Annotated in this window: 12 protein-coding genes, 16 tRNA genes and 1 rRNA gene; 2 read left to right on the forward strand and 27 right to left on the reverse strand. The window is 49.6% G+C overall.

Going from position 1 to position 14,720, the window contains the following annotated elements; all coding sequences use genetic code 11:
* Positions 1-28: 28 nt before the first annotated feature.
* Both zwf and ET464_RS10720 read right to left on the reverse strand, forming a co-directional pair.
* A complete protein-coding gene (gene zwf / locus ET464_RS10715; RefSeq protein ID WP_244226500.1) occupies positions 29-1,588 on the reverse strand; it encodes a glucose-6-phosphate dehydrogenase in 1,560 nt (519 codons plus the stop codon).
* A gap of 128 nt (positions 1,589-1,716) precedes the next feature.
* A complete protein-coding gene (locus ET464_RS10720; protein WP_129440767.1) occupies positions 1,717-2,523 on the reverse strand; it encodes a YwmB family TATA-box binding protein in 807 nt (268 codons plus the stop codon).
* Positions 2,524-2,639: 116 nt separating this feature from the next.
* Between ET464_RS10720 and ET464_RS10725 the strand changes: the two genes are divergently transcribed.
* A complete protein-coding gene (locus ET464_RS10725; protein WP_129440769.1) occupies positions 2,640-3,281 on the forward strand; it encodes an LSm family protein in 642 nt (213 codons plus the stop codon).
* A 64-nt stretch (positions 3,282-3,345) separates the two neighbouring features.
* Here ET464_RS10725 and ET464_RS10730 read toward each other — a convergent pair whose 3' ends face one another.
* From ET464_RS10730 to ET464_RS10760, 7 genes are all read right to left on the reverse strand, one after another.
* Positions 3,346-3,954: a LuxR C-terminal-related transcriptional regulator gene (locus tag ET464_RS10730; protein ID WP_129444286.1), complete on the reverse strand. Its 609-nt coding sequence runs from the start codon at positions 3,952-3,954 to the stop codon at positions 3,346-3,348.
* Between the two features lie 89 nt (positions 3,955-4,043).
* Positions 4,044-5,042 carry a sensor histidine kinase gene (locus tag ET464_RS10735; protein ID WP_208543851.1) on the reverse strand — a complete coding sequence of 333 codons (999 nt, stop codon included), beginning with the start codon at positions 5,040-5,042 and terminating at the stop codon, positions 4,044-4,046.
* Between the two features lie 125 nt (positions 5,043-5,167).
* Positions 5,168-5,863 (reverse strand): PspA/IM30 family protein, encoded by a 696-nt coding sequence (locus ET464_RS10740; protein WP_129440773.1) that lies wholly within the window; start codon positions 5,861-5,863, stop codon positions 5,168-5,170.
* 2 nt (positions 5,864-5,865) lie between these two features.
* Complete coding sequence (locus ET464_RS10745; protein WP_244226763.1) at positions 5,866-6,327, reverse strand: PspC domain-containing protein; 462 nt, start codon at positions 6,325-6,327, stop codon at positions 5,866-5,868.
* Between the two features lie 29 nt (positions 6,328-6,356).
* The gene (locus ET464_RS10750) at positions 6,357-7,040 is read right to left on the reverse strand and encodes a PspA/IM30 family protein (protein WP_129440777.1); all 684 of its coding nucleotides are present in this window, start codon (positions 7,038-7,040) and stop codon (positions 6,357-6,359) included.
* Between the two features lie 35 nt (positions 7,041-7,075).
* Positions 7,076-7,378, reverse strand: coding sequence for a LiaF transmembrane domain-containing protein (locus ET464_RS10755; protein WP_129440779.1), 303 nt, complete (start codon positions 7,376-7,378; stop codon positions 7,076-7,078).
* Between the two features lie 460 nt (positions 7,379-7,838).
* Positions 7,839-8,282, reverse strand: coding sequence for a carboxymuconolactone decarboxylase family protein (locus tag ET464_RS10760; RefSeq protein WP_129440781.1), 444 nt, complete (start codon positions 8,280-8,282; stop codon positions 7,839-7,841).
* Between the two features lie 226 nt (positions 8,283-8,508).
* Here ET464_RS10760 and ET464_RS10765 point away from each other — a divergent pair, with 226 nt between their 5' ends.
* The gene (locus tag ET464_RS10765; protein WP_129440783.1) at positions 8,509-9,006 is read left to right on the forward strand and encodes an Rrf2 family transcriptional regulator; all 498 of its coding nucleotides are present in this window, start codon (positions 8,509-8,511) and stop codon (positions 9,004-9,006) included.
* 225 nt (positions 9,007-9,231) lie between these two features.
* Here the strand turns inward: ET464_RS10765 and ET464_RS10770 are convergent, their stop codons facing one another.
* From ET464_RS10770 to ET464_RS10855, 18 genes are all read right to left on the reverse strand, one after another.
* Positions 9,232-9,804 carry a phosphoglycerate mutase family protein gene (locus ET464_RS10770; RefSeq protein WP_129440785.1) on the reverse strand — a complete coding sequence of 191 codons (573 nt, stop codon included), beginning with the start codon at positions 9,802-9,804 and terminating at the stop codon, positions 9,232-9,234.
* 318 nt (positions 9,805-10,122) lie between these two features.
* Positions 10,123-10,201: transfer RNA gene (locus ET464_RS10775), tRNA-Leu, on the reverse strand.
* Positions 10,202-10,211: 10 nt separating this feature from the next.
* Positions 10,212-10,288: transfer RNA gene (locus ET464_RS10780), tRNA-Arg, on the reverse strand.
* Positions 10,289-10,303: 15 nt separating this feature from the next.
* A tRNA-Cys gene (locus ET464_RS10785) sits at positions 10,304-10,377 on the reverse strand.
* A gap of 9 nt (positions 10,378-10,386) precedes the next feature.
* Positions 10,387-10,461, reverse strand: a tRNA-Gly gene (locus tag ET464_RS10790).
* A 3-nt stretch (positions 10,462-10,464) separates the two neighbouring features.
* Positions 10,465-10,539 (reverse strand) — tRNA-Gln (locus ET464_RS10795).
* A gap of 28 nt (positions 10,540-10,567) precedes the next feature.
* Positions 10,568-10,643, reverse strand: a tRNA-His gene (locus ET464_RS10800).
* Between the two features lie 29 nt (positions 10,644-10,672).
* Positions 10,673-10,746 (reverse strand) — tRNA-Trp (locus ET464_RS10805).
* Positions 10,747-10,753: 7 nt separating this feature from the next.
* Positions 10,754-10,838, reverse strand: a tRNA-Tyr gene (locus ET464_RS10810).
* A 3-nt stretch (positions 10,839-10,841) separates the two neighbouring features.
* A tRNA-Thr gene (locus ET464_RS10815) sits at positions 10,842-10,917 on the reverse strand.
* Positions 10,918-10,934: 17 nt separating this feature from the next.
* Positions 10,935-11,007 (reverse strand) — tRNA-Phe (locus tag ET464_RS10820).
* Positions 11,008-11,020: 13 nt separating this feature from the next.
* Positions 11,021-11,097: transfer RNA gene (locus ET464_RS10825), tRNA-Asp, on the reverse strand.
* A gap of 35 nt (positions 11,098-11,132) precedes the next feature.
* Positions 11,133-11,209, reverse strand: a tRNA-Met gene (locus ET464_RS10830).
* A gap of 9 nt (positions 11,210-11,218) precedes the next feature.
* A tRNA-Val gene (locus tag ET464_RS10835) sits at positions 11,219-11,294 on the reverse strand.
* Positions 11,295-11,363: 69 nt separating this feature from the next.
* Positions 11,364-11,438 (reverse strand) — tRNA-Glu (locus ET464_RS10840).
* Between the two features lie 3 nt (positions 11,439-11,441).
* Positions 11,442-11,532, reverse strand: a tRNA-Ser gene (locus ET464_RS10845).
* 3 nt (positions 11,533-11,535) lie between these two features.
* Positions 11,536-11,611, reverse strand: a tRNA-Asn gene (locus tag ET464_RS10850).
* 72 nt (positions 11,612-11,683) lie between these two features.
* Positions 11,684-14,616 (reverse strand): 23S ribosomal RNA (locus tag ET464_RS10855).
* Positions 14,617-14,720: the final 104 nt, after the last annotated feature.

Consider the following 14,720-nt stretch of genomic DNA (forward strand, 5'->3'; position numbering starts at 1 on the left):
CGCGCTAAAGTCACGCGGCCGTATATCCTTACTTAGCGCTGCTTGTTACCCATATCACCTTATCTTCTTCTTGGCCATTGACCGGCCACCAGTGGAAGCCGTCACGCGCCAGCAATTCATCTGCCGCTTCCGGTCCCCACGAGCCTGCCGGATATAATTTCAAATCATCGGTATTTTCTTTCCAAGCCGCTGCAATGCGGTCTACGAACTCCCATGCCTGGGCAACCTCGTCCCAACGGGTAAAATACGTCGAATCGCCGCGTGCCGCGTCATGGATAAGGCGTTCGTACGCTTCCGGCGTATTCAGCCCGATTTGGCAGCTTTGGCAAAATTCCATCGCCACCGGCTGGACCGAATTGTCCGCTCCCGGCGTTTTGGCATTTATTTTAATATAAATGCCTTCCATCGGGTTGACCCGGATGACAAGCAGGTTTGGCGCAAGATCGTGGCGCTGCGCGAACAGCACGTTTTGCGGCATCGACTTGAATTCGATGACGACCTCCGTTGTTTTGACAGGGAGGCGTTTGCCCGTCCGGATATAAAAAGGCACGCCCGCCCAGCGGAAATTATCGACAGCGACTTTAGCCGCTAAATAAGTTTCGGTCGCGGATTCCGGATTAACGGAATCCTCTGCGCGATAAGCCGGCAGCTCTTCATTCTGCTGCTTGCCGGCCGCATATTGGCCGCGGATAACGTTCTTTTTTACTTCTTCGCTTGTCGCATAAGGGCGGAGCGAACGAAGCACCTTCACTTTCTCGTCGCGGATATGCTCGCCGATCAAGCTGCTTGGCGGCTCCATCGCGATCATCGTCAGCATTTGCAGCATATGGTTCTGCGTCATGTCGCGCAAAGCGCCCGACTTGTCATAATAACCGCCGCGCTCCTCTACACCAACCGTTTCCGACAGTGTAATTTGCACGTTAGCGATATAGTTGTTATTCCAAAGCGGTTCAAAAAAAGCATTGGCGAAACGAATCACCTGAATATTTTGAACCATTTCTTTGCCCAAGTAATGGTCAATCCGGTAAATCTCTTCTTCCTTAAACACTTGGCTAAGCTGGTTGTTCAGCTCTTGTGCGGAAGGCAGATCGTAGCCAAACGGCTTCTCGATAATGACGCGCCTCCAGCCCGTTGATTCCAGGAGGCCGCCGTCGCGCAAATTAAACGACACCGGGCCAAACAAGGATGGCGCAAGCGCCAAATAGAACAAGCGGTTGCCCGGAATATTGAACCTTGCGTCAAGCTCGCTCGTCAGCCGGTTTAAATCCCGGAAGGCTTCCACGTTATTAATATCAAGCGGCATATATTCAAAGTGCTCGGCAAATCGGTTCCATAACTCTACATCGTCAACTTTATAGCGGCAAAATTCAGTAATCGACTCGTATACATCTTCGCGAAATTGCTCTTTTGTACGAGATCTTCTTGCAAGCCCGATAACGGCAAAATTGTCCGAAAGCTTGCCTTCCTTATATAAACTGAATAGGGCGGGAAACAGTTTGCGTTTCGCCAAATCGCCCGTCGCTCCAAACAAATAGTAGACAGCCCCTTGCGCAGGTAACATTTCCGAATTATTGATGGTATGGTTCATCCTCATTCGTCCCCTATTTATTAATGGTTTTTTGTTGAACGATATCTTATGTAGTGTAGCATAATCACCCTTATTTCGCCATTGTTCCCATCATAAAAAAACGTAATGGATAGCGAAACAAAATGTGATTATAAAGGGCCGGTCAAGCTGTAGTCACCCGTAATCAACGGACTGCCCGCGGTTAAAAACCAGTCTTTGCTGTCGGTCTGCTGATGAATGGCAAGCTGCAGATTGGCGTCCTTTCCTTTGCCCACTTTTACAGAAGAATGCAGTTTGGGCGACCAGTAGGATACACTGGACGTCCCGTCGTCCTCATAACGTTCGACCGGCTTTGCTCCAGCCGCTTTTGCCAGTTTTTCCGCACTTTCCCGGCCTGCGGCAACCCCTTTCGCCGAAAGGGAAGCTTTATAAGATGCTCCCTCTTCCTTCAGCCAAGCCTTTATTTTTTGCTCGATTGCAAGGATGCTGCTGACAGCGGCTTTTCCTTCGTCGGGCTGAAACAACAGCAGGAACCGGCTTCCAGCCGGCTGCTGCTCTTGCTTAGGAAGCTCATGCATCGTAAGCGTACCGCCAAACTCGTCAATGCTGATGGTAATGTAATCACCTTCATCGGCAATTAGCTTTCCCTGATTTTGTTCATTATTAGCCGTAAATTGTTTTACTGTTTCTTCCAGAGTAAGCTGCCCCGCCGGGTTGCCTATATCCCAGCGAATGGTCCACTCCGCAGCTGCTGACCCGCCTTTATAACTGCTGTCCGCCCATCGCCACAGCTGGTTCGTATCATTAGCCAAATCATCCTGGTGAAAAGACGCACTCCGGCCGCTCTCGGCGTCACTTTGCGAAACCGCCCATATTCCGCCTAAAAGTAGTGCAAAAAAAGCGATCACAATCGCCAACCGCCCGCTTTTTCCTGCGGCTTGTACTTGCTCTTTCATAAGTATTCGCTCCTTTACGTTTCTTTCCTATTCCCTCTAGGTGTATAACCATACGCAGCAGCCTGTAGGTGAATACACTATCGGAGGTTAAAGAGACAGGGAGGTGTGTGATCCATATGCTTGAGCAACTATTTCCATTAGATGAGCACTATATACAACGATTTATCGGCTTGCCGGTTCATGTGACCATGATGGACGGTTCGCGTTATCGGGGAATTTTAACATCATGCTGGGACGGAATCGTCGGCTTAAACGGGGGTACTGCACAAAATTCGGGGCGTGACGCTTATCTCCTTCATGTTCAGCCTAAAAAATTGAAAAAAAAGAAAACCGCCGTACAGCATAAAAAACGCGGCAAAAATAAGCCGCTTGTGGCAACGCAGGCTTTCCCGTTTGATCCTGCCGATTATGAACCTTTGTATTCCGATTCCGGCAGAAGAGAACGTACAGGCGCAAACAGCGGCAGAACCGGTTCCATTCTGGACCGGACGGGCGCCAATAATGACAGAACCGGTGCAGCCAGCGGCAGGTCCAGATTTTCCGGCGGGGCTTACAACCGGACATCCAATGATTACAGCAGTCACCGAAGCTTCAGCCGCGGATTGAGCAGAGGCACTAGCGGGAACTTTAACGGCAGCTTCACCCGGAACCGCGGATCGTTTACAAGAGGGGCTGACTTTAACAGAAGGCGGCCGTTTTTCCCTGAGCCTGTTGCGCTCGAAATGGAAGATATCGGGTTCCTGCTCGTTATCATCTGACGTTCCGGGCAGAGAAAAAGCTCCTTCTTTTTTTGCGTGTTTGCAAAATAGCAGGAGCTTATTTTTATTCCGCCAATCCATGTTTATGAGCATAGATCGCTGCTTGGGTACGGTCCTCGACCCGCAGCTTATTGAAAATATTGGTCACATGGAACTTGACCGTCTTGACGCCAATGTACAAGCCGTCCGCAATTTCCTGATTCGACATCCCTTGTGCAAGCAGCTTAAGAACATCCATTTCGCGTTCTGTCAGCTCATCATGCAATGAAGCTTGTTCAGCCGCTTTCGGCTGTCTCAGCCGGCTCATCATTTTAGCTGCAACCTGCGACTCCAGCACCGACTGCCCGCGAGCCGCCGCGCGGATCGCTTGCGCAATTTCAGCCGCTCGGGATGTTTTTAACAGGTAGCTGAACGCCCCGGCCTCAATGACCGGATACATCTTGCTGTCATCCAAAAAGCTCGTTAACACAATTACCTTGCAGTCCGGCAGCAGCTCCAGCAGCTTGGCCGTTGTTTCGACGCCATCCATTCCTTCCATGACGAGATCCATCAGCACCACATCGGGCTTATAAGCTTGTGCAAGCCGGATGCCTTCATAACCGTTGCTCGCCTCGCCTACAACTTCAATGCCATCTTCCGTATCCAATACAGCCGCTAGCCCGATACGAACCATCTCATGGTCGTCAACTAACAGCACTTTAATAAGCTGATCGGAATATCCGTTTTCCTTCCGGTCACTCACGTACTAACCTCCCCCTGTCCCTATGAATGATCGCTGCCTTCCAGCGGCAAACGAATATCAATCGTTGTTCCTTCACCCGGATTGGTGGACAGCTTCATGCTGCCTCCAAGTTCGATTACGCGCTCTTCCATCGTTAATAAGCCATATGAAGTTTGTTTTTTGTCTTCTACATCAAAACCAACGCCATTATCCCGAAGAATCATATGAAGGTCATGTCCGGCACGCTTCAAATCAATATCCATCCGGTCCGCTTTAGCATGGCGAAGCGTATTTGACAAGGCCTCCTGGACAATGCGGAACAAATGATCCTCCGCTTCCGGATGCAGAACAATCGTATCATCCACCTGCAAGGCGATATCCATATTGATTTTTTGCTTCAGTTCTTCCACTAATGCAGTAAGCGCCTGCGATAAGTTTTTGCCGTCCAAATGAACAGGCCGCAAATGGAGCAAAAGCGCCCGCATTTCAGATTGCGCCACCGCTGCCATCTCCTCAATCAAATGCACCTGGCGGCGTGCGCGCTCCCAGTCCTTCTCAATTGTTCTGCTAACTGCCGTTGCGGTCATGGAAATGGCAAATAGCTGCTGGCTTACCGCATCGTGAAGCTCCCGGGCAAGCCTTTGCCGCTCTTCAATAACAGCGGAGAACTTCACCTTCTCCTTCCAAATCTCATCCACCGGCTCTTCTTCAAAAGCCGTCTCTTCCGCCGGCTCAGCCGTTTCATCAAGCGTTACACGATATATCCGCTTGCGCTGCTGCTCCGTAAGCCGCTTCAGCGACTCCCGCAGCTTGGAATTTTGCAGCCGGCTGAATACTGCTGTTAATGCAAGCCCCGCTCCGATCACCGTTAGAACAACAATACCGGCTTTCCCTTGCAGCGTGCCAAGGCTTATGTACCCAATCGCCTGCAGAACGATGATCACTAACCCTACAATGATCAGCAGCCATATTACCGTTTCGGTTATATTAGGGCGCCGCGCTTCCTTATTCTGCCCGTTTGGCTGGCTGTTGTTCGCCACCTCGCCCAACTCCCTTTTAATTCCATATTAACATGGAATATGGAATATCTGCACCTAGTAATTAGGCCGCAAAAGAGCAGACCGGGTTCTCCGGTCCGCTCCATTGCTGCTATTATTCTAGGCTATTACTCAGCCGTTACATTGCTGTTCAGCTTGTTTTTGAGCGCTTGCAGCTGCTCATCCACTTGCAATTGCTTTTGAACATCCGCTTGGCTGTAACCGCCGCTTACAGGTGCACCTTTGTACTGGTAAGGGGTGCGAAGAACATCGGCTTCCGCTTCAAGCTGAATAATTTTTTCTTCCATACGGCTGAAGCCCCGTGCAGCCGAGCTGCTATCAATCGTATGGTTTGAAGTGAGCGACGACATTTGTTTTTGCGCTTTAGCAATTTGAGCCCGTGAAGCCAGCTCATTACGCTTATTGCGCAGCTGATAAAACTCATCCTTCATCGCATGCAGCTGCTGCATCAAATCTTCCGCTTGCGCTTGCGCGCTTGCATGGAACTCCGTATACTCCGCCAATTTTTGGTCGAAATAAAGTTTCTCCTCCAGCAATTTGCGGGCCAGCTCTTCCTGCCCGGAGCGAAGCGCTGTTTCCGCCTTGGATTCACGGTCGGCTGCACTGCGGACTGCTTCCTCCAGACGTTGTTTCAGACGGCGTTCATTTGCCATTTGCTTCGCAACCGTTACCTCAGCCTGGTGGATTTCCAATTCCATATCACGCAAATATTGATTCAGCATCATTACCGGATCTTCGATTTTATCCAACAATTCATTAACGCTTGCCTTTGTCATATCTTTCATTCTTTTGAAAATACCCATTTTTAAAACTCTCCCTTCTCGTATTTAGCCAATTTTGCTTTTAACTCTTCAATTTCTCTGCGGAGCGCCTTCTTCTCCAAATCGTCCATCATGTTGTCGAACTGATCGGAGCTGAATTGGCCCGCATCCTGCGGAGGGTTTTTATACGCGCCGCCGTAGCTGCGATGAGAACCGCTGCCGGAACCGCCGCCAAAGCTGCCGTTTCCGCCAAAGCCGCCGCCAAAGTTTTGCGGTCCGCCTTTACGAAAACCGCCATGTTGATGGCCGTAGCCGTCATAATAGTCATCGTAACCGCCTGGCCCAAAACCTGAATAAGGATCTTTTGGAATCACGATTCCGGCCAAGATATATACCAAAATGAGAGCCCCGCTGCTAATCAAAGCCAGGACGATCATCAGAAGCCGCACCAGCGTAACATCTACATTCAACATATCCGATAAGCCGCCGCATATCCCGAAAAACATCTTTTTTCGGCGAGAACGATACAGTTTCCTCAAGATTTCCAACCTTCCTTCTCAAGCCTGCGCTTAAGCTGCTCCATTTCCCGCTCAATTGCCGATTGCACGGTATTGCCGAGCTCGGATATAAACTCCTGGCCCATTCGCCGTACATCACGCAAGCTTCTTGCTTCATGCTCCATATCGGTAATACGGTCATCAATTTTTCTAAACATGGAGTTTGGCGCAGAGCCAAATTCGCCTTGATTGCCGTAGCGGGAGTTCAGACGCTGCTGAAGTCTGAGAGATTCCATGCGCGCTGCGTAAAATTCCCTTTTGTCATACACCATCTGGTATTCGCTGCGCATCTCGCGAAGCTGTTCCTCCAGCTCCAGCGTATCCTGCCTGCTTTGATCGTACAGCTCGCGGTATTGATTTGCGCGTTCCTCGCTGCTTACTTTCTCTTGCAGCGCGATTCGAGCCATTTGCTCTTCACCGGCTTTTAGGGCTGTTACCGCTTGCTGCTCTCTTTTTTCCCGCTGCTGCTCCGCCTGCAGCCATTGCGCTTTCAGATACTGGCTATGTGTTGTGTATTGCTGGTACAGGCGTTCTGCTTGAATAATTTCTTCCCTGGTCGACCATAAAAACTGATCAATCAGTTTTACCGGATCCTCTGCTTTTTCCAAACGTTCATTTAATGTGGCGACTGTTATATCGCGTACACGCCGCATAATACTCATATACTGGCATCCTCCTATCCTATATAGTGGTCAGATTAGCGCCCGCGCTTACCTCTAAACATCGATAAGCCCCAAACAATCAGCCCGATGGCAACAAGCAGTGTAATAAGGCCCGACAGCTTTCCTAACAGAATAAAAGCGCCGATGACGACTAACACAACTGCAAGGCCTCTTCTGTTATAGCGCCATGCGACAACCCCAAATGCGATAAATATAAATGGTACGAGGAACCCGATGATGCCGCGGATTATCCCACCAAGATGTATTCCTACAAAGTCCAAAAGGATAATGGCACCGATGATTACGAGTACTGTGCTAAGTAACTTTTTACTATTCATTCTCAATGTTCACCGCCTTTCGTATTTAGAGATACTTATGTGCACCAGATTTCGGTTATTGCTAACCTTTTGCTTATGTTCTTATTTTAGTGCGAATACCGTTTTTTCAAAACGGACCTACGGCGGTTTCTGAACTAGACCTAAGTCGGGGCACCTCCGGACTTCAAGATGGAGCGGCAAAAGCATGCTTCGGTACCCTCGCTGCATCAGCCGGCTCTTCGAGAGGCTTGTGTTCCCTGGCCTGTAAAAAACAAATAAGACTTTTACCTAATTTGCATTAAGTAAAAGTCTTATTTAAGCCATATGCCGATGGGGCGTCCTGAACCCCAAACCTTCCTTCACGATTGTGAGGTACGCACATCCGCTATCTGCTATCCGTTATCCGGGAGTATGCAGGATCTCAATGAAAACTGTCAATGAAAGCTGTCAATAAAAATGGTCATCGCTTAATCTTGTTGCGTTACTTCTGTCCAGGAAACATTCCCGTTGAGATAGCAATTCGATTCCACGCATTGATAGTATTGATCGCCATAATGATCGCCATATATTCCGCTTCATCCACATGAGCCCGAACCCGTTCGTAAAGTTCTTGCGGGACGCCTTGCTCGGAAATCCGGGTCACTGCTTCCGTAAGCTCGAGTACCGCTCGTTCTTTGTCGGAATAGAAAGGCGCTTCGCGCCAGGCATTCAACAAATAAATCCGCTGTTCCGTCTCGCCCATTTCACGCGCTGCTTGCGTGTGCATATTGATGCAAAACGCACATCCGTTAATTTGTGAGGCTCTGATCTTAATGAGTTCATTGAGCTTTGCGTCCAATCCGCTCGTCTGGATAAAACCTTCCAGCTTCAGCATCGTTTGCAGAGCGCCAGGACTTGCCTCAACATAATTGAATCTTGTTTCCATCGTAATCTCCTCCGTAAATAGATAATTTGCCTTGCGAATATAATTGTAGACAATGTTTATCGACGATTTGTGTTGTCTACAATATAAACCTTTCATTCGAGGTTGTCAACCGACAATCCAGCGCAATTTTGCTTGATAAATCCTCCAATCCCCTCGTTTGACAAGGATTATAAATCCACCTAAGATGTTTAATATCAGCCTCTACGGCTAGAAAGCAGGTGTTTGCATGCAGTATAGTATCGGTGTTGAATATGCACTGCATTGCTTAGTATATTTGATCGATATTCCGCCCGATGCTGCCATCGGTATCAAAGAGCTTTCCACCTTTCAAGGCATTTCGGAAACCTATCTGTCGAAGGTTTTTGGCAAATTGACAAAAGCCGGTATCGTCAGTTCTGTCCCAGGAGTTAAAGGCGGTTATAAACTGGCCAAGCCTCCTGCGGATATTTCCTTCTGGGATGTCGTGGAAGCCGTTGAAGGTGTGGCTCCTATCTTCCAATGTAAAAATATTAAAAATAACAGCTGTCTCTGCCAGGACGAACAGTTCGCGGCAACCACCCGAGCTACACCATGCGTCATCAACCTGGCAATGCTTGAGGCGGAGGAAAGCATGCGTAATACGTTGCGCAGCAAGTCCTTGAATTGGTTGAACGAAGAGCTCAATCGCGTATTACCACCCAAAGCGCGCCAAGAAACACGCGAATTTTTCGCCGGCGGCAATTAAAGACGGTTTTAGACCATAATCTCTGAACTCCTCAGCCAACTGCAGCCTAAGCCTATGTATCTGGTGGGATCGCTTTATGATCCAAAAGCAACTTAAACAGCCTTAGCTCGATATTTCATGAGAGCTAAGGCTGTTTAAGTTGCTCTTCTTCAGTTACATTCTTAAGCTATTTCGTAAATATTGCTGCTATCAACTATAAAGAAAATAACCGTCTTGTGGAAACGGTTAATTGTGCTTGTTATTTGTAGTTAGCTTATATACCCCTGCTTCGCCAAGGAAATCTTCTCTTGTCAAACCCTTTTCTCCCAGCAAAATACGATAATTCGTTATCGTACCGTCATGTGAGATAATAAACACTTTTTTATATTTATCGCCTATCCAATCCAATAACTTTTTAGCGTACTCTTCAAACAGACTCTGCTCAATCCTGTTAATTCCTTCACTCCAACAATCCAACTCCAGTTCGAGCGTTTCTAAGTTCTTATAAAAATTTGCAAGCTCAGTCTTTGAATAGATATTGTCACATAGCAAACCGGGGAGTTCGGGATTTTGAGGGAACATTCTCGGACCGACAAGCGGCGTAACGATAAAGTTCAAATCATCCTTCAACATGATTGCGGTCTCAATTGTCCGCTTCGTTGGACTAACCAGCACCAAGTCGTCTGAAGACAGTTGGTCTCGCAAACGAGTAACCTGAATTTTCCCGTATTCCGTCAGTCCAGGGTGTATGGTATTTAAGCGATTTGGATAATCGTTGAGAAGTTCTCCATGACCGTGCCGAATAAAAATGATTTCCATCGCAATAACTCCTTAAAATCAAGATAAAAACAAAATTCCACAGAAATATTACATTATCCTCCATTTATCTTATCAACATGCAGTTGGCTATATACTTCCTAGCTAAGCCGCGGAAGCTGCCCATCCGCTTTAGAATTTTGAACCCTGTACAAAAGAACGGAATAAAGAGGAGCAAAGGTTTGCACCTGCATAAAGCCGGCCTATCCAACAGCAGGCTGACGGCAATCGAGGAAGAAACGAATTCAGAGGAGATGGATAAAAATAAAAAACAGATTGGCAAAGTTACTTTCAAGTAACTTTGCCAATCTGTTTTTTTGATGCCGGTGAGAGGACTCGAACCTCCACGGTTTCCCTCACGATTTTGAGTCGCGCGCGTCTGCCATTCCGCCACACCGGCTTATGAAACATGGCGTGCCCTAAGAGATTCGAACTCCTGACCTTTTGATTCGTAGTCAAACGCTCTATCCAGCTGAGCTAAGGGCACATATAAAGATTGTAATGGAGGCGCCACCCAGATTCGAACTGGGGGTAAAGCTTTTGCAGAGCTTTGCCTTACCGCTTGGCTATGGCGCCAGATTAAGATGGAGCGGACGACGAGATTCGAACTCGCGACCCTCGCCTTGGCAAGGCGATGCTCTACCACTGAGCCACGTCCGCAAATGGCTGGGGATCAAGGATTCGAACCTTGGAGTGACGGAGTCAAAGTCCGTTGCCTTACCGCTTGGCTAATCCCCAACGTCGTTGAATGGTTTTAGAGTATTAATGGGGCGATCGATGGGACTTGAACCCACGAATGCCGGAGCCACAATCCGGTGCGTTAACCCCTTCGCCACGACCGCCATGTTACTCAAAGCTATTCAATATTTTCTGGCAGGGGCAGCAGGAATTGAACCCACACCAACGGTTTTGGAGACCGTTGTTCTACCTTTAAACTATGCCCCTATATAACTGGTGGAGGATGATGGATTCGAACCACCGAACTCAGAGAGAGCAGATTTACAGTCTGCCGTGTTTAGCCACTTCACTAATCCTCCACGTGGTGCCGTCGAGAGGACTTGAACCCCCAACCTACTGATTACAAGTCAGTTGCTCTACCAATTGAGCTACAACGGCATATTTATTTATAAAAGTGGCTCGGGACGGAATCGAACCGCCGACACGAGGATTTTCAGTCCTCTGCTCTACCGACTGAGCTACCGAGCCTTATGTGTTATAATGGCGGAGCTGACGGGATTCGAACCCGCGGTCTCCTGCGTGACAGGCAGGCATGTTAGGCCTCTACACCACAGCTCCACATCATATTCTCGGATCATTCCGAAGGTAAAGTTTGGTTGCGGGGGCAGGATTTGAACCTGCGGCCTTCGGGTTATGAGCCCGACGAGCTACCGGGCTGCTCCACCCCGCGTCAGTTAAATGGTGGAGGGTGAGGGGATCGAACCCCCGACCCTCTGCTTGTAAGGCAGATGCTCTCCCAGCTGAGCTAACCCTCCACGTCATAGGCGACTTTCATAATATATCATATATCTGGTCGCTTTGCAACACTTTTTTTAAAAAACCTTTGGTGACCCGTAGGGGATTCGAACCCCTGTTACCTCCGTGAAAGGGAGGTGTCTTAACCCCTTGACCAACGGGCCTTATGGCAGAGAGGAAGGGATTCGAACCCTCGAGACCCGGTTAGAGCCTACACGATTTCCAATCGTGCTCCTTCGACCACTCGGACACCTCTCTATATGGCTCCCCGAACAGGACTCGAACCTGTGACAACTCGATTAACAGTCGAGTGCTCTACCAACTGAGCTATCAGGGAACATTTCAAACCAAGGTTTTGCGCCTTGAAAACTGGATGCGAAAGGTGATGCAATGAATCTTTAGCTTGATTTAGGATAAGCCCTCGACCGATTAGTATTCGTCAGCTGCACGCATTGCTGCGCTTCCACCCCGAACCTATCCACCTCGTCGTCTACAAGGGGTCTTACATACTGGGAAATCTCATCTTGAGGGGGCTTCACGCTTAGATGCTTTCAGCGCTTATCCCGTCCGTACATAGCTACCCAGCGGTGCTCCTGGCGGAACAACTGGTACACCAGCGGTACGTCCATCCCGGTCCTCTCGTACTAAGGACAGCTCCTCTCAAATTTCCTACGCCCACGACAGATAGGGACCGAACTGTCTCACGACGTTCTGAACCCAGCTCGCGTACCGCTTTAATGGGCGAACAGCCCAACCCTTGGGACCTACTTCAGCCCCAGGATGCGATGAGCCGACATCGAGGTGCCAAACCTCCCCGTCGATGTGGACTCTTGGGGGAGATAAGCCTGTTATCCCCAGGGTAGCTTTTATCCGTTGAGCGATGGCCCTTCCATGCGGTACCACCGGATCACTAAGCCCGACTTTCGTCCCTGCTCGACTTGTTGGTCTCGCAGTCAAGCTCCCTTATGCCTTTGCACTCTCCGAATGATTTCCAACCATTCTGAGGGAACCTTTGGGCGCCTCCGTTACTTTTTAGGAGGCGACCGCCCCAGTCAAACTGCCCGCCTGACACGGTCCCCCTACCGGATTCACGGTAGCGGGTTAGAACTCCGATACGATCAGGGTGGTATCCCAACGTCGCCTCCACACAAGCTGGCGCTCATGCTTCCCAGGCTCCCACCTATCCTGTACAGATCGTACCAAAGTCCAATATCAAGCTGCAGTAAAGCTCCATGGGGTCTTTCCGTCTTGTCGCGGGTAACCTGCATCTTCACAGGTATTAAAATTTCACCGGATCTCTCGTTGAGACAGCGCCCAAGTCGTTACGCCATTCGTGCGGGTCAGAATTTACCTGACAAGGAATTTCGCTACCTTAGGACCGTTATAGTTACGGCCGCCGTTTACTGGGGCTTCGGTTCACAGCTTCGGGTTACCCCTAACCGCTCCCCTTAACCTTCCAGCACCGGGCAGGCGTCAGCCCGTATACTTCGCCTTGCGGCTTCGCACAGACCTGTGTTTTTGCTAAACAGTCGCTTGGGCCTTTTCACTGCGGCCCCTCGGGCTATTCACCCTACCGAGGCACCCCTTCTCCCGAAGTTACGGGGTCATTTTGCCGAGTTCCTTAACGAGAGTTACTCCGCGCGCCTTAGCATGCTCTGCTCGCCTACCTGTGTCGGTTTGCGGTACGGGCACCTTCACCTGGCTAGAGGCTTTTCTCGGCAGCCGGAGATCATGACCTTCGGTACTCTAAATTTCCCTCCCCATCACAGCCTAGCCTTTCGATGTGCGGATTTGCCTACACATCAGCCTCACTGCTTGGACGGACTATTCCATCAGTCCGCGTCACTACCCTTCTGCGTCACCCCATTGCTCATAACGGTTTACGGTGGTACAGGAATTTCAACCTGTTGTCCTTCCACTACGCCTTTCGGCCTCGCGTTAGGTCCCGACTTACCCTGAGCGGACGAGCCTTCCTCAGGAAACCTTAGGCTTTCGGCGGACAAGATTCTCACTTGTCTTTTCGTTACTCATACCGGCATTCTCACTTGTATACTGTCCACCAGTCCTTACGGTCTGACTTCAACCTATATACAACGCTCCCCTACCCCTAACACTTCTTAAAAGTGTAAGCCATAGCTTCGGTGGTGTGTTTAGCCCCGTTACATTTTCGGCGCAGAGTCACTCGACCAGTGAGCTATTACGCACTCTTTAAATGATGGCTGCTTCTAAGCCAACATCCTGGTTGTCTTTGCAACTCCACATCCTTTCCCACTTAACACACACTTGGGGACCTTAGCTGATGATCTGGGCTGTTTCCCTTTTGACAATGGATCTTAGCACTCACTGTCTGACTCCCGGTAAACATATCTATGGCATTCGGAGTTTGACTAGACTTGGTAACCCTTGGCGGGCCCCGCATCCAATCAGTGCTCTACCTCCATGATACTCTATACCGAGGCTAGCCCTAAAGCTATTTCGGGGAGAACCAGCTATCTCCGAGTTCGATTGGAATTTCTCCGCTACCCCACCTCATCCCCGAATTTTTCAACATTCGTGGGTTCGGGCCTCCAGTGCGTGTTACCGCACCTTCACCCTGGACAGGGGTAGATCACACGGTTTCGGGTCTACGACCACATACTCATTCGCCCTATTCAGACTCGCTTTCGCTGCGGCTCCACCTCTTCGGCTTAACCTTGCATGGGATCGTAACTCGCCGGTTCATTCTACAAAAGGCACGCCATCACCCCTTAAACGGGCTCTGACTTCTTGTAAGCGCACGGTTTCAGGTTCTTTTTCACTCCGCTCCCGCGGTGCTTTTCACCTTTCCCTCACGGTACTGCTTCACTATCGGTCACTAGGGAGTATTTAGCCTTGGCAGATGGTCCTGCCGGATTCCCACGGGGTTCCTCGTGTCCCGCGGTACTCAGGATCCGTCTCGGAGGGTGCTGACTTTCGGTTACAGGGCTTTTACCTCATCTTGCGGGCCTTTCCAGACCTCTTCGCCTACCCAACACCTTTGTAACTCCATGTGAGACGTCCTACAACCCCAAGAAGCAAGCTCCTTGGTTTGGGCTGTTCCGCTTTCGCTCGCCGCTACTGACGGAATCACTTTTGTTTTCTCTTCCTCAGGGTACTTAGATGTTTCAGTTCCCCTGGTTTGCCTCCCTCTGACCTATGTATTCAGTCAGCGGTGACTGCCCATTACGACAGCCGGGTTTCCCCATTCGGACACCCCCGGATCAAAGCTTGCTTACAGCTCCCCGAGGCAGTTTCGTTGTTCGCCACGTCCTTCTTCGGCTCCTAGTGCCTAGGCATCCTCCGTGCGCTCTTATTAGCTTAACCTTGCATTTTTCCGAAGGAAAAGTGCATTGTTTGCGTTTTTCGTTCGAAAAGACGCTTCCGAAGAAGTTCTTCATCTATGAAAGACGCGATTTATTACAGCTAAA

Origin of the sequence: Paenibacillus protaetiae (assembly GCF_004135365.1) — a bacterium.
Lineage (GTDB): Bacteria > Bacillota > Bacilli > Paenibacillales > Paenibacillaceae > Paenibacillus_AP > Paenibacillus_AP protaetiae.

What these genes read in the sequence shown, in the direction of transcription:
- zwf (WP_244226500.1), bottom strand. Translation starts at nt 1,588, where the DNA reads ATGAACCATACCATCAATAATTCGGAAATGTTACCTGCGCAAGGGGCT.
- ET464_RS10720 (WP_129440767.1), bottom strand. Translation starts at nt 2,523, where the DNA reads ATGAAAGAGCAAGTACAAGCCGCAGGAAAAAGCGGGCGGTTGGCGATT.
- ET464_RS10725 (WP_129440769.1), top strand. Translation starts at nt 2,640, where the DNA reads ATGCTTGAGCAACTATTTCCATTAGATGAGCACTATATACAACGATTT.
- ET464_RS10730 (WP_129444286.1), bottom strand. Translation starts at nt 3,954, where the DNA reads ATGGTTCGTATCGGGCTAGCGGCTGTATTGGATACGGAAGATGGCATT.
- ET464_RS10740 (WP_129440773.1), bottom strand. Translation starts at nt 5,863, where the DNA reads ATGGGTATTTTCAAAAGAATGAAAGATATGACAAAGGCAAGCGTTAAT.
- ET464_RS10745 (WP_244226763.1), bottom strand. Translation starts at nt 6,327, where the DNA reads ATGTTTTTCGGGATATGCGGCGGCTTATCGGATATGTTGAATGTAGAT.
- ET464_RS10750 (WP_129440777.1), bottom strand. Translation starts at nt 7,040, where the DNA reads ATGAGTATTATGCGGCGTGTACGCGATATAACAGTCGCCACATTAAAT.
- ET464_RS10755 (WP_129440779.1), bottom strand. Translation starts at nt 7,378, where the DNA reads ATGAATAGTAAAAAGTTACTTAGCACAGTACTCGTAATCATCGGTGCC.
- ET464_RS10760 (WP_129440781.1), bottom strand. Translation starts at nt 8,282, where the DNA reads ATGGAAACAAGATTCAATTATGTTGAGGCAAGTCCTGGCGCTCTGCAA.
- ET464_RS10765 (WP_129440783.1), top strand. Translation starts at nt 8,509, where the DNA reads ATGCAGTATAGTATCGGTGTTGAATATGCACTGCATTGCTTAGTATAT.
- ET464_RS10770 (WP_129440785.1), bottom strand. Translation starts at nt 9,804, where the DNA reads ATGGAAATCATTTTTATTCGGCACGGTCATGGAGAACTTCTCAACGAT.